We start from the raw sequence: 22,427 nt of genomic DNA on the forward strand, positions 1-22,427 counted from the left end.
TAGATAATCCACGTACCCTCTTCTCAGTCTAAAATGTTGAAATGAAAAGTTGAAATTTTACTTTTTTGCCCCTGAATTCTTATTCTCATATACATATCCCAAGTTGCTTGGAATCTTATTTTATAAAGATTTTGGGCAGCTTTTTTATTTTGTTTAAATCGCTTTAGCTCACTAAAGATATTAATGTGTCAGACGAAAGGAGGTGGGATGGTGGCGAGAGCAAGACAAACAACAGAAACTCTAAAAGGACAAATCACAAAAGAAGAAAGAATCGCTAGAGAGAAACAAGAAGAGACGCTGAAAGATTTTGAACCACTCCATGAAAATCCCCCTCACTGGCTGTCTACTGTTGGAAAGAATGAATGGAAAAGAATTTATCCCCATATTATTAAACTCCCTGTAAGCGAACTAGACTCAACTTTATTTGCTGTCTTTTGTAACAGCTACGCTCAATATCGTGAAGCTTTAAAAGATATCGCTCTAAATGGACAAATTATGTTCGAGTTGAACAGTCAAGGAAATGAAGTTAAAAAGAAAAACCCTTCTGTAGATATCATGAATACCATGTCTAAAGAAATAAGGGGAATCGCTGGGCAACTAGGACTAACTTTAGACTCTCGTTTGCGAATTGTCGGACTAGGTGAAAACGAAGATGAAGAAGATCCGATGAAAAGATTTAAACAAAGGCGTGAATCATAATGCTAGATGAAACCACTCTGTATGCCGAAAAGGTTGTAAAGGGTGAAATCATCGCTTGTGAAAAAATTGTTTTAGCTTGTAGAAGGCATTTGAATGACATTGAAAGATCCAAAGGTGATGCTTTTGCGTTTACATTCGATGTGGAAGCAGCGCAGGAATCAATTGATTTTATGGAGTCTCTTTCAGATCCAGAAACAGGACAACCCCTAAAACTCCTAATGTTCCAGAAATGGATTGTTGGTTCATTGTTCGGTTGGATAAGAAAAGATAATGGTTATAGACGATTTAAACGAGCGATGATTTCTATGGCTAGACGAAATGGGAAAAGTTTAATTGCTGGAGGAATTGGCGGAAAAGAATTCTATCTTGGACAATTCCCGAAGTTAAATAGAAAGATCATTTTCGCATCTAACGCAATGAAACAAGCGAGACACGGCTTTGATTATATGCATGGTCAGTTCACCATTCTTGCTAGAGAGTCTAAGATGGTCAGAAAAGATGTGAAATTGCTAAATGATGTTATTGAAGATAAATATTCAGGAAGTAAGGCATATCCTGTTGCAGCGGATACAGGAAAGCTAGATGGATTTGCTTCAACAGTAGCAGTTGTCGATGAATTTCACGAGAGCAAAGATTTGAAAATGTTAAATGTATTGAAGTCTGGACAAATAGGTTTGAAAAGTTCCTTACTAGCGATTATAAGTACGGCTGGATTGAATCCTAATGTACCGATGTACAAAGAAATACAAATGCTGGAAAGTGTCTTAAAAGGCGAAGAACAAATGGATGAATATTTCATTGCTATCTACGAGCAAGATGATGTTGAAAAAGAAGTTGATATGCCTGAGACATGGATCAAATCGAATCCAAGATTAGAAGATCCTGACTCTCAACATTTATCTGAAAATTTAATGCTTGACGTGAAGGCAGCGAAACGACAGAAGAATATGAACCCTTTATATGTAAAGAATTTTAATGTATGGAGACAGATAAGTAATGAATCTTACATACCAATTGAGGACTGGGATGCTTGCGCTGTAGAAAAGGCTCCAGATATTAAAGGTAAAGAGGTCTATATAGGTCTTGATATGGCTAAAATTGATGATTTGGCTGCTGTGTCTTGGATATATCCTCTAAATGATGATGAGCAAAGATTCTATATAAACAGTCATTCTTTTGTAGGGACTAAATACGGCCTAGAAGCCAAGTGTCAAAGAGATAAGATTAATTATGAAGAATTGGCACAACAAGGATACTGTACGATCACAGATAAAGAATCAGGAATAATCAATCCTAAACAAGTTGTTGATTATATTAAGCGACATATAGAAGAAAATGATTTGATTGTTAAAGGAATTATGTTTGATCCTGCTTTAGCTCAGACTGTCTTGAATGAACTTGAAGAGTATGAACAAATAGAAGTTAGGCAAAAGGCTACGGTTGTTTCTCAGCCAGCAGTTGATTTTCGATTGTGTGTGATTGATAGAAGAATATTACATAGCAACAACCCTTTATTAACAATGTCGATAAATAATGCTGTTACTGTTCGATTTAACGATCTTATTAGATTGGATAAGGAAAAGAATCGGGAGAAGATTGATCCTATAGTAGCTACAATAACAGCTCATTATGAAGCGATGCATCATTATGTAAATAGAATTGATGATGATTACTATTCAAACTTTAACTTTGCGTTATGAGATAGGAGTGAAATGATGCGATTAAATAAAATTGGGGCTGCTTTCAAAAATTTAACGGTGTTTTTACTGAACAATTTACATACTTTGTTTTTCCTTTGTGGACTTGTATTCTTTCTTTTGGTAGCGTACATGAAAAGTCTCACAATTGGATTTATTGTCAGTGGAGCTATGCTAATACTCATCGCTATTCTTATAAATCCAAAAGAAGAGAGGAGGTAAATAAGTGGCGTTTTTTAGATCAAATAATTTTAGAACTGAAACGAGGGATGAGGATAGATCATATGATAGAATGCTAGATGCGATTTTAGGAAATGATGGTCTTTCATATACTTCTGTAAGTGCAATTAAGAACAGTGATATTTTCACAGCTGTTTCAACACTTGCTTCAGATATTGCATCATCACCTATATCCGTTCTTACTAATAGCGTCGAGGATGAATCTGAGGACGTGTACAAGCTTTTAAATGAAAGACCCAACACTTACTATTCAGGGTTTTCCTTGAAGTATATAACGGTTGCTAACGCTCTTTTAAACGGACAATCGTTTATAGAAATTATGCGTGATAGACATGGAAATCCAATTGAATTAATTGCTCTTAGGAATAGCGAAGTTAGAATTGATCAGCCAAAAGATTTGAATGAAATAGTTTACTATCACAATCCAATTAAATCAAAAAAGAACTCCTCAGAAAGAAAGATTCCAGCTGATAATATGCTACATATTAAATTTTTCACACTCGATGGCATTACCGGAAGGTCTCCTTTAGAAAGCTTAAAGTATGAAATAGAAAGCCAAGAAGCTGGGAAAAAATTATACATCGATTTCTTTAGAAAGGGAACACTCCCTGGTGGTATTTTAAAGTTATCCAAGGCAGCTGTGAATGATGGTTCTAGAGAGAAGGCAAGAGAAAACTTTGAGAGAGCCTATTCTGGTACAAACAATCAACAGAAAGTCCTTGTATTAGATGAAACTATGTCTTTCGAACAATTGCAGATTAACACAGAAGTTTTAAACATTGTTAATAACTATTCACACGGAACGAAGCAGATAGCAAAAGCATTTGGCCTTCCTCCTCATAAACTTGGTATTGAACAAGTTAACACATCCCTGGAGCAAGCAAACCTTGACTACCTCACCAACACCCTTTCGAATTATTTTGCGGCAATTGCTGCTGAGTTAAACTTCAAATTATTAATATACCCATATTATCAAACAAAAAAATTTAAATTTGATACAAAACGTTTCAGAGAAACGGACGCTAAAACAAAGCGTGAAAATATCATTGCATTACTTCAAAACGGTATTTACTCACAGAATGATGCATTAGCTGAATACGGAATCGCACCTATCGAAAATGGAGATAGACGCTTTATGAGTTTGAACTATGTGGATGTTGACATTATGGATGAAATTCAAAAAGCAAAAGCAAAAAGTCTCCCTATTCCTTCAGTTTCAGATGAAGGAGGTGAGACAGATTGAGTAAAACAGAAGTTAGACTTTTTAATGATGAAAGCCTAGAGATAAGATCAAGCCAAGAAAGTGAAGCAAAAGTGATTTCTGGTTATGCTTTAAAGTTTAATACACGTTCAAATGTTTTAGGTGATTTCATTGAAACGATTGAACCTGGTGCACTAGATGGAACTGATATGAGTGATGTTAGAGCACTGGTTGATCATAACCCAAGCTTAATCATTGGGCGTTCTTCTTCGGGAACGTTGAAATTAGATGTTGATGAAGTGGGATTAAGATTTGAAATTAGTCTCCCGAACACCCAATATGCTAATGATCTTTATGAAAATATTCGTTTAGGTAACATCTCCAATTGTTCCTTTGGTTTCAATATCGCTTCGCAAGGTGCTACAAGAGAGAAAAACCCCACTACAGGATTATACTTTCAGCGAATAAAGAAGATTTCAAAGCTTACTGATGTAAGTGTAGTTACTTATCCTGCGTATAACGATACAGATGTATATGCACGTAACTTAGATCAAGCAATCAAAGAGTCAAATAAAGATGAAATCGAAAAAATGAAATTCGATTTAGATATTATCAAACTAAAAAACATGAGCCTATAAGGGCTCTATTTTAATTTAAAGGAGCTAATTTAATGCTAAAAGAAAAATTACTTGAAAAACGTTCATTGATTCAACAAAAGCGTGACGAAATGAATGCCAAAATTGAAGATGCACAAGGAAAAGCTGAAGAAGGAAAATTAGACGAAGCAAAAGACATCAAAGCTAAAATTGAGGCAATTCAAGCAGAAATCACAGAGTTGCAAAAAGATATTAAAGACTTAGAAGAGATTGCTGGTCTTAAAAAAGATGAAGCAACTGAACCAACAAATTCAGAAAAAGGAAATGAGGAACAACGTTCAATGGCACAACAAAAACACACTGTAATTAATAATCACTTAGAGGAACAACGAAGCAAAATTAATGCATTTATCCGTTCTTATGGTAGCGAGGTTAGAGATGGTTTAACGACAGAAGGTGCTGCAGCAGTAATTCCTATTGAAGTATTAACAACGCCACAGCGTGAGCCTGAAGATGTAATTGATCTTGCAGCAATGGTTAATAAAAAACCTGTTAAAACTGGAAGTGGTACATACCCAGTTGTTTCAAATGCTAAAAATGGTTTAGTTTCTGTTGCAGAACTAGCGAAGAATCCAGAGCTTGCTACACCAGAATTCAAAAAAGTGGCTTATGATGTAGAAACATATCGTGGTCAACTGCCTATCTCTCAAGAGTCAATTGATGATTCTGGAATTGATTTAACTGCATTGATTGCAGAGCATTTACAACAAACAAAACGTATTACAACAAATAGAGCTGTAGCGAACGTACTGAAAACTTTTAGTAAGAAAACTGTCTCTGATGTAGATGGAATTAAACAAATTATTAATGTTGATTTAAAACAAGCTTATAAACGTGACTATGTTGCGACTGCGTCTGCATATCAATGGTTAGATACCTTGAAGGATAAAAATGGGCAGTATTTGTTACAGCAAGATATCACTTCTCCTTCTGGTAAATCATTCTTAGGAAAGCCTGTAAGTGTTGTGGATGATGAAGTTCTGGGAACTAAAGCAGGAGACATGGTGATGTTTGTCGGTGATTTAAAAGCAGGAGTGTTCTTTGCTGATAGAGTAGATGTTACTGCAAAATGGATTGATCATGATACTTACGGTCAGGTTCTATCAATTGCAACACGCTTTGATACAAAACAAGCAGATGAAAAGGCTGGCTATTTTGTAACAATTAAACCGCCAGTGGTAGTAGAAGGTACAACTGGATCATAATGAAATGAAGAGGTCGTTAATACGGCCTCTTTTTCTATTTAAGGAGTGATGCAATGACTCTTGAAGAAATGAAAAATTTTCTTAGGGTTGATCATGATTTTGATGATAAATTCATTGAATTGACGATGAAATCATCCATGATATACGTGAAGAATGCTATTACATCAGAAGAAAATAATTCTTTTTTTGAAGACAACGAACTCTATGATTTGGCTGTATTTATGCTTACTGGGCATTGGTATGAAAAGAAAGTCGCTGCGGTAGAAAAACCATTGAGTGAGATTCCTTTTGGTGTCATAAGCATTATTCAGCAATTGAGAGGGATGTATTCTAATGGATTTTAGTAGATTTGATAAGCGTATTTCTTTCGTTAAAATGGTTGCTACAAAAGATCCAGTATCATTTGAAAACATTGAGAAACCAGAGGTTGTTTTCTCGTGTTTTGCTGAGTTAATTAAACAAACGCTTAGAGATGTTAGAAACAGTCTTGGAACAGTTTACGAGGACACTATTCAATTTAACGTTCGACAGATTCAACGCTTTGAGATTAAGAATGATATGAAGATATTGTTTGAAGATAGATTGTACTCCATAGAAGACATACTCCCAACATCAAAAAGAATTGATTTGCAAACTATTGTTGCAAAGTTGGTGAAGTGATGGCCAGTGATGGATTGGAAAGCTTTGATGAACTGCAAAGAAACCTAAATAAAATGGCTAAAAAAACAAACAAAGCAGCTAAAGCAGCGTTGGAAATCGGTGCTGAGATGTATGCTGATGGACTTGAAAAAAACACTCCCAAGTCTATTCTAAGTGGAAAACATGAACATCTAAAAGATCATATCGTTTACACCAAACCGAAAGTAGACGGTGAGATGTATGTGAGCATTGGTTATGACAAAGAGGTCGCTTGGCGTGTACATATGACCAACTGGGGAACGATTAAACAACGCCCACAGCATTTCATAGAGAGAACTGAGAATGAGTTTAAGGATGTGATTATGGCTAAGATACAAGAGGTTTATATGAAAGGGTTAGGCTTATGATGAATCCAATTCAAGAAGTTGCATACGTGCTTTCTAACAATGAAAAGTTAAGAGAGTATGTGAGTGATAATCAGATATACCTTATTTTCATCCCCGTAGACGATCAAACCATTGAAAATGCCCCCCTAATAAGAATCAACGAATTAGAAAGCTTCCCTGACAACTACAGAGATGATGTAGCTTACTCGATTTCAGTAGATATTCAAATTGATACATGGGCAAAAACATTAAAAGAAACACAAGAAGTACAAGCGATTATAGATCGTGCGATGGCGAATGCTGATTATAAACAATACGCATCTGATTTAATGAAAGATCCAGATATTGAATTATATAAGTATTCAAGAAGATACAGGGCAACAAAGAAAATCCAAATAAATTATTAAAGGTAGGTTTTAATAGATGGCAACAGTCGGTCTAAAAGGATTGCGTTATGCAGTCTTAGATAAAAATGAAAAAACAACGCAAATTTATGATCTTCCAGGCGCAATTGAAGCGAAAGTTGATGTTCCTCAAGAAGTAGCAAAACTATATGCAGATGATGGACTTTATAAAGTAAAGGGATCAGGAGTTAACGAGGTTAAGGTTGAACTCAACATTGCTGATCTTGAAACAGAAGACAAGGAACGAATTCTTGGTGTTGAAGTAGTTGATGGGATTGAAAAATATGGTGAGAGCACTGATCCTCCATATGTAGCTTTAACATTTAAACAAAAGACAGATGGCGGTTATTGGTACTTCGCAGCCTTGAAAGGTAAGTTCAGTGTGCCTTCTACTGAAGGGAAAACTAAAGAAGATAAGATCGAATGGACTACGCCTACTATTGAGGGTGAATTCTTGTCTCGAAAAGTAGAGCAAAAAGGTTATGTTTACTTTCTTGCGTTTGATGGACATCCAAGCTTTTCAGAAGAAAAGTTCTATGAAGATGTTTATGGTGCATTAACTAACGGAAGTGGAACTCAAGGTTAAAAGTGATTAAAGAAAGGGAGACAGTGTCATGTCTCCTTTAAATATGTTCATTTTAAAAAATAAAAAAAGGTGGAATTATTAATGATTAAATTAGTATTGAAAGATTATTCTAAAGCAAAGTTTGATGAAGAGGGGAACATTACTGAAGTTCCAGAAAAAACGTACAAACAATATCTTGTTACGGCTAGAAAATTAAGAAGAATGCTTGAAATCTATTCGAAAGAAGATGAAAGACCTGAGCTTGAATTGATGGATGATGTTTTAGAATACATTGTTGAATTATTTGATGGTCAGTTTGAGTTGGATGATATTTTAGATGGCGTTGAATCTAATGATTTACCAGATTTTATCCAAGAAATTATGACTCAACTTACTCAAGGTGATCAAAAAAAGGCGAAACTGAAAGAGAAGGCGTTGAAGGCTCAAAAGGCTTAACGTATAAGGAAGCAAGAGATAATTTGTATGAAATGTATGAAGAATTGATGAAAGCTAAATATACATACAAAGAAATTGATGATATGGATATTCATGGGTTTTATAATCTGTTAGATTATCGTGAAAACAAGAAGAACAAGCATATGGATTTAGGTGTATTGTTTGGTGCATCTAAATCAAGTGGGGCGGTTAAAAAATAACCGTCTTTTATTTTTGAGGAAAGGAGGTAATTGAATGGCATCTGTAGGCAATCCACATGGAAATTTAATCATTAATGCGACACTAGATGATTCTGGTGTGAATAATGGATTGGCTGGATTAAGAAATCAACTTAAAACAGCTAGATCGGCAACAAAAGCTACCGTCTCTGAGTTTAAGGCTATGGGTGATGAGCTCCAAGCTAACAAGACTAAAGTAGACGGTTTATCTGAAGAGTTAAAGATTCAAGATCGAATCGTTAAAGAATACAGAAAGAACTATGAGAAGCAAGTTGAACAATACGGAGAAGGATCAGAAGAGGCTCAAAAATATGCTCAACGTCTGAACACTCAGATAGCAACCTACAATTCTCTTCAAGGCACTTTAAGGAGAACAGAAAACCAAGTGCGTTCACTAGAAGCAGCACAGGAAATGGCGGCTAATAGTTCGGATGAATTGTCTGATAGTCAGGATGATGTAGGGCAATCAACGCAAAAAACAGATGGCATTATGTCTAAATATTCTTCAGGAATTAAAGTTGGTCTTGTTGGTGCGTTAGCTGCTGGAGTCGCTGGTCTTGGTGCACTTACTGCTGCAGTGGGAACACTAGGAGCAAAGATGGCCAATGATAGTCAAGTATCTCAAGGAAAGCTTAGAGCGCAATTAGGACTCACTGAAGAGCAAGCTAAAAAGCTTACAGGTGTAGCTAGAGACTTGTGGAAGAGTGGATTTGGAGAAAGTATTGAAGACACTAGACAAAGCTTATTCCAAGTCAAGCAGAACATACGTGATATTGCTGATAAGGATTTGCCTGGTGTTACTAAAAAGGCAATCATACTAGCAGAAACTTTTGATGGTGAAGTCAATGAAGTAACAAGGGCTGGAAACAACATCATGAAGGGCTTTGGTGAATCAGCTGACAACGCTTTTGATTTGATGACTTATGGAGCACAAAACGGACTGAATTTCTCGAATGAAATGTTTGATAATATTTCTGAGTACGCTCCTTTGTTTGGCAAAATGGGGTTTTCAGCAAAAGAATACTTCCAGTTGCTCGTACAAGGAGCTAAAGCAGGTGTTTATAACCTAGATTACATTAATGACGTAATGAAAGAGTTTCAAATAAGAGTGAAAGATGGCTCTAAGGCAACTAATGCAGCTATGTCAGAGCTATCAAAACCAACACAAAAGATATGGCAAGAATTTTTAAAAGGCAAAGGTACGGTTAAAGATGTTTCGAATGTTGTTTTAAAAGAACTTAAAAACATGAAAAACCAAACTGATGCAAACAATATCGGTGTGGCATTGTTCGGAACTAAATGGGAAGACCTTGAAGCTGATGCTATGTATGCATTAGGTGGCATTGATGGCAAAATAGGCGATGTAAAGGGTAAAACAGATGAAGCTGGAAAGGCAATTCAAGACAATCTAGGTACTCGTTTTAAAAAGATTGGTAGAGAAGCAATGAGTGCTTTACAGCCATTAGGTGAAGGCGCAGCTACAATTCTTGAAAATGCTTTTGATTTTTCTAAACCTATGCTTGAGAGTATAACAAATTCTGGCGCTAAGGTTAAAAAAGCAATGGATGGCATATGGGGTATTTTCCAAGGAGAAGGAACTGCTGAACGATTAGAAGGGTATGGTATTCTCTCTAGTCTATTCCCTCCTAACACAGTAAATATGATTGTTAATGTGACTGATACAGTTCGTGGGGTAATAAGCAAAATCAATGAAGCATTTAAAGCTATGCAGCCTACATTCGCAGCTATAGGAATAGTAATGACAAATGTATTTGTCACGCTCGCTCCTATAATGTCTAAAGCGTTTGGTGGAATTCTATCTTTTATTGGTCAAATTGCATCTGTTTGGGGAACGTTTTGGAAAGAAAATGGCGGTGTTATAACACAAGCTCTTCAAAATGTATGGTCGGTTGTCCAATTTGTCATGCCAGCTATAATTGCGATCATACGTTCTGTTTGGGGCAACATTAAAGGTGTTGTCATGGGCGCAATGCAAGTGATACAAGGCGTTATTAAATTTTTCTCAGGACTTTTGACTGGTGACTTCGGTAAGATGTGGGAAGGTATCAAAGACGTGTTTTTCGGATCGATAAAAGCGATATGGAATTTTGTGCAATTATCCTTCTTCGGAAAGATACTTGGAATTGCTAAATCGTTAGGAAAAGGTCTATTAGGTATATTCCCGAAAATGTGGTCTAGTATTGTTGGTTTCTTTAAAAACGGTGCCGCTAACACAGGAAAAATGGTCACTTGGCTTAAGGACAAAGCTGTTTCTATTGCAACAAGCATGAAAGACGGCATGGTAAAACGTTTTTGGGATATTGTAGATGCAGCTAAAAAACTACCTGGGAAAATTGGCAATGGAATTAAAAATATGGCAGGAGAAGCACTAAAAGGTGTCAAGTCGCTTGCTAATAAAATGAATGAGAAATTATCATTTGTAGTTAATGGTGTTATAGGTGGCGTTAACTGGGTTCTTGGTAAAGTGGGCGTACCAAAAGACAGTCAAATACCTAAATGGACTCCACCTAAGTATGCAAAAGGAACAGGTGGTCATCCTGGAGGACTTGCAATTTTAGGAGATGGCGGTATGCCTGAATTATTCCGCACGCCTGACGGAAGCATGGGCTTGTCTCCATCTACAGACACATTAATGAACCTACCTAAAGGAACCGAGGTTCTTTCTGGTGAAAAAACACAGCAAGTAATGGGCTTACCTTTCTACAAAGAAGGAACAAAAGGTGGAAATTGGTTCACTCAATTGATGGGTAAGGCGAAAGATATTGTACTTGATGTGAGTGATTACATAACAAAACCATCTAAACTCTTAAATAAGGTGTTAGAGAAACTAGGTGTTTCTGCTCCTTCAATGGCTGGTGGATTCGGTCAAATTGTAAAAGGAAGTTTCACTTTTATTAAAGATAAAGCAATTTCATTCATCAAAAACAAGATAAAGGATTTCAGTTTTATTCCTGGTGAGGGAGGCAGTGCAGCAGTCAAAAAGTGGGTTGCTCAAGCAATTGCTATTAAAGGTACTTCGCCTTCATTCTCTAAAGCGCTAGAAACTATTGCGATGAGGGAATCAGGTGGAAATCCAACGGTTGTGAACAATTGGGATAGTAATGCTAAGGCTGGTCATCCATCTCAAGGGTTAATGCAGTTTATCCCATCGACTTTTGCAGCGCACAAAGAAAAGGGATATGGAGATATTAGAAATCCGATTCATCAGATCATTGCTGCTATCAACTATTTGAACAGTAGATATGGTGGAATTAATAAGCATCCTGGTCTTGTTAACATGCGTAAGGGTGGTAAATATATTGGTTATGATAAAGGCGCAATTATTAATCGTGACCATATGGCTGAAGTACACAAAGATGAGTTAATCCTTCCATTAAGAAAATTCAGAAGATCGAGAGCTCACAATCTACTCGAAACAGCAGGAAGAATGGTTGGTTATCATCCTGAGTCAACAGTTGTTCAACCTGATCAATCAGGACTTGCAACAACTGTGCAACAGCAACAGCAGCAAATTTCACACCTGCAAAAATTAGTGGAAAATAGCAACCAAATGGTACAACTACTGACTCAGCTTGTCTCTAAGGACTATGCTTTAGATGTAGGTGGCCTGAATAAATACAATAGAGGTTTATTAGATAATCAAATGAGAAGGAAAGGAGAGTAGGATGCAAAGAGATTTTGATTTAATCATTAGCTATGATGGAACAAGGGAGCATTATCTAAGTGAGATGCTTCCTTTCTTGGATTTCAGAGGACTTTCTCCTGCTGCACCTTCCATCGAAAGACAAACAACAACACTAGCAACACAGCATGGATTAATCCAAACAAGTCCTAATGTACGCTTTCAAGAAACATCAGTAAAAGCTAAATTCAACCTTTCGGCAAAGAGTCATCAACAATTTTATATTAACAGACAAGAAGTCATTAGAACGTTTAAACGTGTTAAGCCTTTCTATATATCAACTACATATGATCCAAATAGAAGATGGCTTGTAGTATGTGATGATGGGATTGATATTGATAAAGATAATGAAAAGAAAGACAAGGAATTCGAAGTTGATTTCAAAGCATTAAAAGGATTGGCAGAATCTAAATTTACTACAAGTAAGGACTTTAATTTAGCAAGCGAACACTTCAATTTAGGTATGAATATTCCTTCAAAAGATAATATACCTTATTCATTCAACTCTAAAAGCTTCACGGTTTTCAATGGATCCGATGTGGCTTTAGATACTATTCAATTTGACTATCAAGTAAAGATGAAATTGAGTGGAAAAGATGTAAAAATCACAAACAAAACAACAAACGAATCAATAGTGATTAATGGATCTGTTAAAAACACACAGGTGATTAAGTGTATAAATCAGTATGTGTTTATTGATGACAAGATAGCATCTAAAAAAGGGCGCTTTCCTAGTCTAGAAATCGGTGACAATCAATTTGTGATCGAAAATGCAACGAGTGTTCAAATTGATTTTATCACTAGGTTTTACTACGTCTAAGGGAGGTAATACATTGGCGCAGATGTTTGTCCAATCAAAAGGAAATGTAGCCGAACAAGTTGAGATGGTGTATGAAGTACCAGAAGTAAGCGATAACTTAGATGGCACAAAGCAACTTACGTTTCAAAGTGTCCTACTTGAAGATAATGCAATTGTCTTTGATATGCTGATTGAGGACAATATAATTATCATTGATGAGAATGATTTTTTAGATCAACGCTATGTAATTATTGAAGTTGAGAAAAAATATGAAAAAGGAACTTACTATAAAAACATTGTAGCTGATCATTTGTTTCTAGCATCTTTATCTAAAAATGTAGTTGAAGACACAATTAAAGGCGACATCACATTAAAAGATGCTTTTACTCATGCCTTAAAAGGTAGTGGTTTTACTTGTTCAATCCAAAAAGATATTGAAAATAAGACAGTTAAACTTGATGAGTTTGGGAAAAAGAAATCACAGGATTTAGTCAATGAAAACATAGAAAATTATGGTGTGGAATTGAATGTTGATAATACACATATATACGTTGGCACTGATCCAAAGAACACCATTAACTATCAAATTGACACTAGGGCTAATCTGAATGCAATTAGTGTTAAAAGTTCAATGGCAGAATCTTATACACGTATTACTGGCTACGGAAAAACCAAAGAAGAAAAGGATATTTCCAGTGGTCAGTCCGTAAATTATGATTCTATATCCTCCAAGTGGAAAACAAACTCCTCATGGAATACCAAATATGCTGAAGATGTTGGTCAGACATTTTCATTTAAGTTCAAAGGTACTGGTTTTGGAATCCAAGCCATTAAAGAAAAGTTAGGTGGAAAGATTAAATTCACCATTGATAAGAAAACAAATAAAACGATTTCTTTATACAAGGATACTGGCAGCAAAGACTATGAAAAAGAAGATGTAGATGTTATTCGAGGTCTTGAAGATAAAGAGCATACAGTTGTTGCAACATTTATTGGAAAGGACTCAAAAAATCCCAATACAAAGAAGATGAAAACAGGTTTTAGGGTAAGCATTCCTAACGGTAGTTTTATAAATTTGTTTAGAACCTTTAAAGACAATGAAAAATACATGTTTCCTCCTGTTACTTACGTTCATCCAGACGAAAAGTTATTTTTATTAGATGGAAGACCAAGAGTTGCAGAAGCGATAACTGAAGACAGCGTAACGAAAAAGGAAGACATGGAGAAGCTACTGAAAGACAAAGTGAATCCTTATCCTCAAATCACAATAGAAATCGATTTTGAAGTATATTACGATCCTAAATTAGAAGGAAAAGAAGATCAGATTCGAAAAGGTGTTACAATCCCTGTTTTGGCTGATACCGCACACGGAACATTATATGAAGGCACTGTAAGAGTGCAAGAAATTAAATATAATCCACTCGATAAATACGCAAAACCCACAGTTACCCTCACTAATTACCGTAAAGATATCCTCGACTATCAAATCCAACAAAAACGAGAAATGAGACAACAAAAGAAATCAATTGAAGCTCAATTGTCTTCTTTTAAATCTACGTTATCAAACTCCAGTAATGTATCAACATCTCAAATGGAAGAAATATCGGCTGCAATTTCTCAAACTGTATCACTTCAATACAATTCATCTAATAAGACATGGATACTAAGTGATACTTCAATTAATGGAACGGTGGACGTATCAATTGAAGATAATTTTATTGAGATTGATATGCCTGATTATGAAATTGTTTCAAGAAAATTCAGTTCTAATGTTGATTTTGATATGAAGGTAGCTGGCTTTACTTCAGGAGAGAAAATTGATCCAACTAATGTTAGTGCTTTACAGATTTATCTGGCTAAGTCTGGAGCTAAAATAACACCGATTGATTCAAGTATTCCTAATGGATCAGAGATTGATGTAACAGTGTATTTAACTACCTAGTACACGTAAATAAATAAGAAGGAGGCTATAAGTTGGCCAAATTTAAATGGAAGACTATTTTTGATACCAACAAGAACGCAAAATTCAGAGAAGAGTTACAAGATATGTCTTCAGATGCTTTAAGTGCAGTCAATGAACTAGCGAATGCAGACGAACGACATGCTAATGCTAAGACAGCACATACATCAGGGCAGATTAAGCATGGTGTTTTCACTGTAGAAAATAGGCTCAATAACCACAATTCACGTTTTGCCAATTTGGTTACTAACCATGACGGTGAAGATGTAAAAGAAGTAGTGGATTTGAGAGTGGCTTTAGACGCTTCAATTCATGAAACAGCTAAAGATCGTTTTGACTATGATTTTCAAATTTTAAACGACAAAATTGATGACGCAAGATTGACTGTGCCATTCAAAGAGTTGCTAAGAAAGCATAATGGTAATTTCACTAAGGCTATGAAAGAAGCATTGCAGCTGGGATTGCTTTATCCAATTTGGATTGCTATTCCACCAGGCAATTATACGATTTCAGAAAAGCTTACTATCTACAAAGATACACGTATTACATTTTCGGATGGGGTTTACCTAGCTAGAGCAGATGGATTTGTAGGATCAATGTTTGTAAATGGACAGAGTGGAGATATGTTCACTGGGTACAATGGGCATGGAAATATTAAGATTGATGGTTTCGGTGAATTAGATAGTGCAGGAGACAGAGTGAAAGAACAATGCTCAGTCTTTGGTTTTGGTCACGCTAGAGGCATCAAGGTGTCTGGGATAACCGTAAGTAACGTATGTGGAGGTCACGCTTTTGACCTAGCAGGAATAGAAGAAAGTGATTTCAATGACATTAAATTTGAAGGGTATGTGGATTACAAAGGAGACAGATGGTTTTCTGCTGCAATCCAGGTCGATTTAATGAGGTCATCTGGAAACTTCGGATCATTTGGAGCATACGACAATACAGTGACACGAAAAATAAATGTAGAGAACTGCAAGTTTAGAAAATCTAAAAAGCTTGGTGGTTACGCTAGAGCAATTGATTCTCACACAAGCACTGACGGTTATCTATACTCTCACATTAACTTTAAAAATAACACCGTTGAGGATACTACAGAATGGGCGGTATCGGGTAACAAATGGCAAGACATAGCAATAGAAGGGAATACCTTTAACAACTGCTATGGAGGCGTTAGAACGCTTTTACCTTCAATCAGTTCACAATACACTCAAGATGCAAATGGTAATCCTACTAACCGTATTAACAAGGTGAAAAGACAAAAAATCAACAGTAATACATTCACAAATATTACAGGAAAACATGCGATTCAAGTGTATGGAAGAAAAGGCTATCAGACAATTGATGATGTTCAAATTAACGGAAATACAATTGATGGAGTTAAGTTGAAGCACGGTATTCAAGTGTCAGACGTTAATGATTTCATTATTAAAGATAACACTGTAAAGAATGTAGGGCATCATGGGATTCTTGTTACAAGAAGTAGCTTTGGTACGGTGAAAAATAACACAGTTAAAGATGTCAAAGGCAACGGCTTACGCTTAGAAGAAGGATCATGCGACTATGTAACATCAAAAGATAATACCATTATGAACACTGGGTATTCTGGTATTTCTGTTTCTGGTAACTCTAAAGGCTTTGTTTCTAATAACGATACGGTTATTAATGCTGGTACTCGTTCTGTATCTGGATCGAATAATGAATATGATGGACTTATCCTAATGACTGGAGTGAGTGATTCAAAGATCACAGAAATTCGAGTCACGGGTAAGAGAATGAGACATGGTATCAACTTTACTAATACAACATCTAACATTACGCATTATGGAAATAACGTTAAAGGAGCAGGTTATTCAGAGAGCTATAAAGATTCAAGCAAAAATTCTATTACAACACCTGTTAACATTTCTTAAAGGAGGGAACACATGCCTGTTTACAAAAAAGCGCCAATAGAATTCACTGTAAACCCTTATAACCAAGGAGTGACTGGTACTAAAATAAGGTTTTCTACAATGGATAAAGGCACAGCTAAGCTGGATTTTCAGATATTTAAAGATGGTGAGACTCTGCCATTGTCTGCTTTAAAAGGGAAATTAACAATGGTCTTCTTTAATGGTTCAAAGAGGATGAAAGAAGTTACAATTCTTGATAAAGTGGAAGGCAAAGCAGAATATATTCTTGATGATTATGAGATTAAGCAATTTGGGACAGTGAAAGCTGTCCTTGTTTTATTTTATAGCAATGGACAAACAATGTCAGTTCATGAATTTACATTCAATATTGAACAAAGTTTATTAGATCAAGACATTGTGCCACTAGCTGAATATTATATTGATGATTTTGAGACTCTTAAATACGCAATAGAGAAAATGTCTTCTGAAGCAAAACAAACTCTAGAGGAATTAAGAGCGAAGTTTGAAGATCTAGAAAAGATCGAGACCAAAGAAGGCGCACAAGCTAAGGTAGATGAACACGCTAAGAATACAAAGTTGCATGTCACAGAAGCAAAACAAAAATCATGGGATGCAAAAGAAACACCTGAAGGAGCACAATCGAAAGCAGATGCAGCTGTGCAAAAGTCAAAGGACTTTGTATCAGGATTTCAGAAAATGAAAATTACAACTGACACTGGAATGCCATTGCTCTCTATTAAAGACACATCCATAAGCATCTTAGATTCTGTTATCAATAATGGATTAGGTCAAGGAACGTTCTATGCAATTGCAGGATCAAAAGACTTACCGAATCACCGTTCTTTTAGAGGTTTCTTCCACATTACAGATGCGGCAAATGGAAAAGGTACATTCGGGTGGGTATACGCAACAGATTACATTAACAACATCTACACCAATTATTTAAACAATAATATATGGAGTGGATGGGCAAGGCTATCTAATCACAATTTGCTATCAGAGACAGGACAAAGCCAGTTACTTCCGAATGGCACGGACATTTTAACGCTGCCTTCCGGCTACTACTATGCTGTGGGCACAAACGTAGTCAATATGCCAAGCAAAACGGATTCTTCATGGTTTAACATCTATGTTGTTGATAATAGCAACAATCGTAAAACATTCCATATCATCAGAAGTGGAGATAATCTTCATTGGTGGGGAACGGTTCATACTGACGGTTCATTTAAGGGTTGGGAACGAATGTTAAGCGAAAAAGATTTAACTAGTTCCTGGAATCAAGTCACATTTGTTACTGGAACAACAAAACATTTTGCTAGTAACCCACTCAAATTTTCAATTCGTCAAAATGCTTTACACCTTCGGGGATCGTTTGAGGGAATCCCGGCGAACGATACAGTTATTGCACGGTTTACTCAAAAACCATCGGGTACAACAGCTTTTGGGGGTACAACAGTTGGATCATACGGAACAGCACGTTTGACGCTTGGCGTAGATGGTGCTCTCAAATTTGACGGTTTAAACGCAAATGACAATTCAAAGGTGACACGAATTGAAATAAACGAAGAAATCCCATTGTGGTAAAGGAGTGATTGACTATGCAAATTTTCTACTATGACGAAAATTTTATGTACATGGGTGAAGATGTAATAAGCGAATATGACGAGATGCCGAAAAACGCTACGGATGTGCGTCTTCCAGAAGGATTATATTTGCCGAAATATAATGAGGGAAAAAGGGTGTGGAGTGAATCAGCATCCAAAGAATATATTGAAAGCTTGCAACCAAAGCCACAACCTTCAGCATTAGAAATTATGGAAGAGCAAATTGCTGAGCTTTATTACTTATTAGCACTGGGGAGTGGTGGTGATCCATCATGATTGATTGGTACAGCAGAATCAAAAGTTTTTATGAAAGAGGTACATGGACTAAAGAAATGGTGTACAACACTGTAGCTGCAGGGAGAATCACGCCTGAACAATATGAAGAAATCACAGGTGAGCCATACGAAGTGTAGGCTTATTTTTTATGCCTGTGAGAAAGAAGGTGATTTAAATGGAAATGGATTTGGCGCAATACCTAATGACACAAGGGCCATTTGCAGTGTTGTTTTGTTGGGTATTGTTTTATGTCCTAAACACAACTAAAGAGCGAGAAAACAAGCTCAATGAACAGATCGATGCTCAAAACAACGTGCTAGCAAAGTTTAGTGAGAAGTATGACGTAGTGATAGAGAAATTGGATCGTATTGAAAGAAACCAAAAATAAAGAAAGAGGTATTTGTACATGAAAAACTTTGACAAAGGAACAGTAATTCGGACAGTGCTTCTTTTAATTGCGCTTGTCAATCAATCGTTGATTATGTTTGGTATGCCTGTTTTGCCAATTGAGGAAGATCAAGTGACTTCATTGGCTGATACGTTATACCTTGCTGGTTCAATGGTCTTTACATTGGCAACAACCCTTGCAGCATGGTTTAAAAACAACTATGTAACTTCTAAAGGGCATTTGCAAAAGGAAACACTCAAACAAAAAGGACTAACAAAATAAAGGAGTAGATAATATGGCAATTACAATTAAAAAGAATCTATTAGCATCATCTAAACACAGACTGAAAGCACCTTACTCTATGAATGCAAAATACATCACAGTACATAACACTTATAATGATGCTCCTGCAGCTAATGAGGTAAACTATATGATTGGCAACAACCAGGCAGTATCATTTCACTATGCTGTAGATGGTGACAGTGTTGTACAGGGTGTGCCTGTTAATCGTTCAGCTAGACACACTGGTGATGGAGAAGCAGTAAATTCAGGTAATAGAACATCAATTGGTGTAGAAATCTGCTATTCAAAATCAGGTGGAGATAAATATAAAAAGGCTGAAGCGATGGCCATTAAATTTATCGCACAACTTTTAAAAGAACGTGGTTGGGGCATTGATAGAATCCGTAAGCACCAAGATTGGTCTGGTAAGTATTGTCCACACCGTATTCTTGCAGAAGGTCGATGGGGATCGTTTAAAGCGTCAATTGAAAAAGAGTTGAAATCAATTACAGGTAAGACTTCTTCAGCATCAAAACCACCTAAAACAACCCCAGCAAAAACACCTTCAAAATCATCCTCAAAAACTAAATACACGCTTCCTAAAGGTATCTTTAAGGTAAGTACACCTATGATGAAAGGAACGGCTGTAAAGCAAATTCAAGAAGCTTTAGCTGCACTCTATTTTTATCCAGAGAAAGGTGCTAAAAACAATGGAATTGATGGATACTACGGAGTGAAAACAGCGAATGCGGTCAAGCGATTCCAATTGATGCATGGACTTGCTACTGACGGCATCTATGGTTCAAAGACTAAAGCAGCGTTAGAAAAGCTATTAAAATAAAAATCTATAGACACATGACTATAGATCGTGTTAAGCAAGAAACCCCCTGTCCGTTACTGGATGGGGGTCTTGTTGGTTTTATTTATCCAAACTATCAATATTGGTGTCTACTTCCGAAATCCATTTTTTTGTTTTAGTTGTTTTATACTTGCCATTTAGATATATTTTTGTTGTGGCTTGATATTCAGCTTTAGTGTATTTCTTGATCCATCTGTATTTTTCAGTCGAAACAAGCCTAATTTTGGCTTTTGTTGAAACATAATTCATAACCATGCCAGTGAACGCAGCCGCCGCAGCTCCACCGACATTCAGCGTCCTCATCATATATTGACTAATTTTAAATGCGCCAGCACCCGCAGCGGCTGCAACAATATGAGACGGGATGGTATAATCTGATTTAAATTGACCATCCCAACTAGCTTGAGTTTCTACTTCTGATTTCAAGACGTTGTCATCCAATACTGAATAAGAGGTTTGATCGGTATGTTCAATTGGAGTCTGAACCTTCTCGTTAGCAAAAATGGGAACGCTTACAGAAAACGTTAAAACAAGAGACATAGCGGCGATAGATAAACTTTTGTAAATTTTCATAATAACCCTCTTTCTAGTAATATTGTAATACAGTGCCTATTATAAACAGTTAATTGTGTGATTACCACCTTTTTTGTAATAAAATGTAGAAAATACATTGAAAGGTTGATTGATCTAAATGAAAGATCTTATTACAACTGTATTGGTTGCGACTGTAGTCGGAACTATCGTTTATTTTGCTGATAATCGTTTAAATGATATATTCATTGCTTTACTCGTTTTCTTCGGGATATATTTAACAGTTACAATATGTAATCATGTCTTTAAGCGTTACGACCGCAAAAACGATCAATAATAATGTATTGATCAATGTCTAAATTGCGTGAATTTTGCGGTGATAGTAATAAATGGGTATGTTATTATATGTAAATGTAGGGATGATATAGGGAGGTTAGATGGGAATGGAGAAAGTTCTATCGTCGCACGTAGGCGTTAAAATCAACGAATGGTATTATCATATTCAAAGGTTTAACGTAGCGGATGCGGAGGCTTATAAAGAGGAAATAAAGGCATCGTTAGACCGCATGGAAGAAAACCAAGATTTACTTTTATATTTCTCTTTAATGGAGTTTAGACACAAACTCATGCTTGATTATCTTGATCCGTTGAAAGATGGTCATGAGCGTGCTGATTTCAAGAAACTAACTTTGGAAATAAAAAGGGAACAAGAGAAGCTAACGGGATTACTTGAATACTATTTTAACTTCTTCCACGGTATGTATGAATTTGAGAAGTATAACTATTTGAACGCTATTACATTTTATAAACGTGCTGAAAAAAAACTTTCTCTAGTTAGTGACGATATTGAGCGTGCTGAGTTCAATTACAAAATGGCTGAAATCTATTACCACATGAAACAAACCCACATGTCTATGCACCACATAGCGAAAGCCATAGAATGCTATAGAGAAAAAGACACCTATACAATTAGAGAAATTCAATGCTCCTTCATCATCGGACTGAATTATATTGATATGGGATGCCCCGAAAAAGCAATGCCTCATTTCGAAAAAGCCTTAGAAAAATCAGTAGATAGTACGACTAAAAGATTAAGGGGATCGGCTCTATATAATTTAGGATTAAGCCATTTCCATTCCGAAGATTTAGATAATGCAATAAAATACTTTAAAGAATCGGTGACAAGTTTTAAGGAACAAGGATATGAACACTTGAACAGAATTCTCGATCCGTTGATTATGCTAGCAAGATCGTATTTTCACAATAATGACAGTGATCTCGGCTTATACGCCCTCTACCAGGGAATAGAGTTGGCTGAAAAATTAAATGATGATGTAATGCTTAAAGTGTTCACATTCTATAAGGCGCTTTATGTAAAGGAAGATTATGATAAAGTTCATAGTGACATTGATTATTTGAGCAAAAAAGGCATGTACGCAATTCTTGAAGAATTATCGAAAGATGCAGCAAGAAAGTACAATTCAGTAGGAGATAAGGATCGGGCGTCGAACTTTTACGAGAAGGTTCTTTTCTTCCAAAAATTAATTAAAAGGAGCGATTGCCTTTATGAAATTTAAGTCAGTAATAGCAACCCTTATTATTGTGGGAACATTAAGTACAATCGGTTATTTTGCACTATCACAGAATCATGATGAGGCGATAAGAGGTCATACATCAAGTATCGACTTTAATAAATTCAATTAGAAAAAGCCCTTTTCGGGGGCTTTTTTTATTTGAATATCTTTT

The 22,427-nt window shown here is 36.1% G+C and carries 24 protein-coding genes; 23 read left to right on the plus strand and 1 reads right to left on the minus strand.

Features of this window, described 5'->3' with window-relative positions; translation table 11 throughout:
* Positions 1 to 210 precede the first annotated feature (210 nt).
* The 22 genes from R0K30_RS17335 (at position 211) to R0K30_RS17440 (ending at position 20,132) form a co-directional block, all read left to right on the plus strand.
* A complete protein-coding gene (locus R0K30_RS17335) occupies positions 211 to 699 on the plus strand; it encodes a phage terminase small subunit P27 family (protein WP_410611902.1) in 489 nt (162 codons plus the stop codon).
* Positions 699 to 2,399 carry a terminase large subunit gene (locus R0K30_RS17340; protein ID WP_410611904.1) on the plus strand — a complete coding sequence of 567 codons (1,701 nt, stop codon included), beginning with the start codon at positions 699 to 701 and terminating at the stop codon, positions 2,397 to 2,399. Before R0K30_RS17335 ends, R0K30_RS17340 begins: the two co-directional genes overlap by 1 nt.
* Positions 2,400 to 2,622: 223 nt before the next feature.
* Positions 2,623 to 3,879 carry a phage portal protein gene (locus tag R0K30_RS17345; protein WP_410611906.1) on the plus strand — a complete coding sequence of 419 codons (1,257 nt, stop codon included), beginning with the start codon at positions 2,623 to 2,625 and terminating at the stop codon, positions 3,877 to 3,879.
* Complete coding sequence (locus R0K30_RS17350; protein ID WP_410611908.1) at positions 3,876 to 4,475, plus strand: HK97 family phage prohead protease; 600 nt, start codon at positions 3,876 to 3,878, stop codon at positions 4,473 to 4,475. The genes R0K30_RS17345 and R0K30_RS17350 overlap by 4 nt, the downstream gene beginning before the upstream one ends.
* A 32-nt stretch (positions 4,476 to 4,507) precedes the next feature.
* Positions 4,508 to 5,698, plus strand: coding sequence for a phage major capsid protein (locus R0K30_RS17355; protein ID WP_410611910.1), 1,191 nt, complete (start codon positions 4,508 to 4,510; stop codon positions 5,696 to 5,698).
* A gap of 53 nt (positions 5,699 to 5,751) precedes the next feature.
* Positions 5,752 to 6,042, plus strand: coding sequence for a head-tail connector protein (locus tag R0K30_RS17360; protein ID WP_251215223.1), 291 nt, complete (start codon positions 5,752 to 5,754; stop codon positions 6,040 to 6,042).
* On the plus strand, positions 6,032 to 6,358 hold the full coding sequence (locus R0K30_RS17365; RefSeq protein ID WP_410611925.1) for a phage head closure protein: 327 nt from the start codon (positions 6,032 to 6,034) through the stop codon (positions 6,356 to 6,358). Before R0K30_RS17360 ends, R0K30_RS17365 begins: the two co-directional genes overlap by 11 nt.
* The gene (locus R0K30_RS17370) at positions 6,358 to 6,744 is read left to right on the plus strand and encodes an HK97-gp10 family putative phage morphogenesis protein (RefSeq protein WP_058838732.1); all 387 of its coding nucleotides are present in this window, start codon (positions 6,358 to 6,360) and stop codon (positions 6,742 to 6,744) included. Before R0K30_RS17365 ends, R0K30_RS17370 begins: the two co-directional genes overlap by 1 nt.
* Positions 6,741 to 7,130, plus strand: coding sequence for a TrbG/VirB9 family P-type conjugative transfer protein (locus tag R0K30_RS17375; protein ID WP_410611928.1), 390 nt, complete (start codon positions 6,741 to 6,743; stop codon positions 7,128 to 7,130). The genes R0K30_RS17370 and R0K30_RS17375 overlap by 4 nt, the downstream gene beginning before the upstream one ends.
* Before the next feature lie 16 nt (positions 7,131 to 7,146).
* Entirely contained in the window at positions 7,147 to 7,713 is a 567-nt protein-coding gene (locus R0K30_RS17380) for a major tail protein (protein ID WP_058838734.1), read from the plus strand.
* Between the two features lie 81 nt (positions 7,714 to 7,794).
* Complete coding sequence (gene gpG, locus R0K30_RS17385; protein ID WP_410611930.1) at positions 7,795 to 8,148, plus strand: phage tail assembly chaperone G; 354 nt, start codon at positions 7,795 to 7,797, stop codon at positions 8,146 to 8,148.
* 23 nt (positions 8,149 to 8,171) lie between these two features.
* A complete protein-coding gene (locus R0K30_RS17390; RefSeq protein WP_410611932.1) occupies positions 8,172 to 8,348 on the plus strand; it encodes a hypothetical protein in 177 nt (58 codons plus the stop codon).
* Positions 8,349 to 8,382: 34 nt separating this feature from the next.
* Positions 8,383 to 12,051, plus strand: a complete 3,669-nt coding sequence (locus tag R0K30_RS17395) for a phage tail tape measure protein (protein ID WP_410611934.1) — start codon at positions 8,383 to 8,385, stop codon at positions 12,049 to 12,051.
* 1 nt (position 12,052) lies between these two features.
* Positions 12,053 to 12,889 carry a phage tail domain-containing protein gene (locus R0K30_RS17400; RefSeq protein ID WP_410611936.1) on the plus strand — a complete coding sequence of 279 codons (837 nt, stop codon included), beginning with the start codon at positions 12,053 to 12,055 and terminating at the stop codon, positions 12,887 to 12,889.
* 22 nt (positions 12,890 to 12,911) lie between these two features.
* Positions 12,912 to 14,810, plus strand: coding sequence for a phage tail protein (locus R0K30_RS17405; protein ID WP_410611991.1), 1,899 nt, complete (start codon positions 12,912 to 12,914; stop codon positions 14,808 to 14,810).
* A 32-nt stretch (positions 14,811 to 14,842) separates the two neighbouring features.
* Positions 14,843 to 16,741 carry a right-handed parallel beta-helix repeat-containing protein gene (locus R0K30_RS17410; protein WP_410611939.1) on the plus strand — a complete coding sequence of 633 codons (1,899 nt, stop codon included), beginning with the start codon at positions 14,843 to 14,845 and terminating at the stop codon, positions 16,739 to 16,741.
* A 12-nt stretch (positions 16,742 to 16,753) separates the two neighbouring features.
* On the plus strand, positions 16,754 to 18,325 hold the full coding sequence (locus R0K30_RS17415; protein ID WP_410611941.1) for a BppU family phage baseplate upper protein: 1,572 nt from the start codon (positions 16,754 to 16,756) through the stop codon (positions 18,323 to 18,325).
* A gap of 14 nt (positions 18,326 to 18,339) precedes the next feature.
* Complete coding sequence (locus tag R0K30_RS17420; RefSeq protein ID WP_216927391.1) at positions 18,340 to 18,621, plus strand: hypothetical protein; 282 nt, start codon at positions 18,340 to 18,342, stop codon at positions 18,619 to 18,621.
* Positions 18,618 to 18,758: an XkdX family protein gene (locus tag R0K30_RS17425; RefSeq protein ID WP_269195447.1), complete on the plus strand. Its 141-nt coding sequence runs from the start codon at positions 18,618 to 18,620 to the stop codon at positions 18,756 to 18,758. The genes R0K30_RS17420 and R0K30_RS17425 overlap by 4 nt, the downstream gene beginning before the upstream one ends.
* A 38-nt stretch (positions 18,759 to 18,796) precedes the next feature.
* Positions 18,797 to 19,009 carry a BhlA/UviB family holin-like peptide gene (locus tag R0K30_RS17430; RefSeq protein ID WP_056704963.1) on the plus strand — a complete coding sequence of 71 codons (213 nt, stop codon included), beginning with the start codon at positions 18,797 to 18,799 and terminating at the stop codon, positions 19,007 to 19,009.
* Positions 19,010 to 19,027: 18 nt separating this feature from the next.
* A complete protein-coding gene (locus R0K30_RS17435) occupies positions 19,028 to 19,291 on the plus strand; it encodes a phage holin (RefSeq protein WP_321999269.1) in 264 nt (87 codons plus the stop codon).
* Between the two features lie 13 nt (positions 19,292 to 19,304).
* Positions 19,305 to 20,132: a peptidoglycan recognition protein family protein gene (locus tag R0K30_RS17440; protein ID WP_410611945.1), complete on the plus strand. Its 828-nt coding sequence runs from the start codon at positions 19,305 to 19,307 to the stop codon at positions 20,130 to 20,132.
* Positions 20,133 to 20,210: 78 nt separating this feature from the next.
* Here the strand turns inward: R0K30_RS17440 and R0K30_RS17445 are convergent, their stop codons facing one another.
* Positions 20,211 to 20,723: a hypothetical protein gene (locus R0K30_RS17445; protein WP_410611947.1), complete on the minus strand. Its 513-nt coding sequence runs from the start codon at positions 20,721 to 20,723 to the stop codon at positions 20,211 to 20,213.
* Between the two features lie 401 nt (positions 20,724 to 21,124).
* Here R0K30_RS17445 and R0K30_RS17450 point away from each other — a divergent pair, with 401 nt between their 5' ends.
* Positions 21,125 to 22,258, plus strand: coding sequence for a response regulator aspartate phosphatase (locus R0K30_RS17450; protein WP_340910053.1), 1,134 nt, complete (start codon positions 21,125 to 21,127; stop codon positions 22,256 to 22,258).
* The last annotated feature ends 169 nt before the right edge of the window (positions 22,259 to 22,427 follow it).

Source organism: Bacillus sp. SIMBA_154 (assembly GCF_046536015.1).
Lineage (GTDB): Bacteria > Bacillota > Bacilli > Bacillales > Bacillaceae > Bacillus > Bacillus pumilus_P.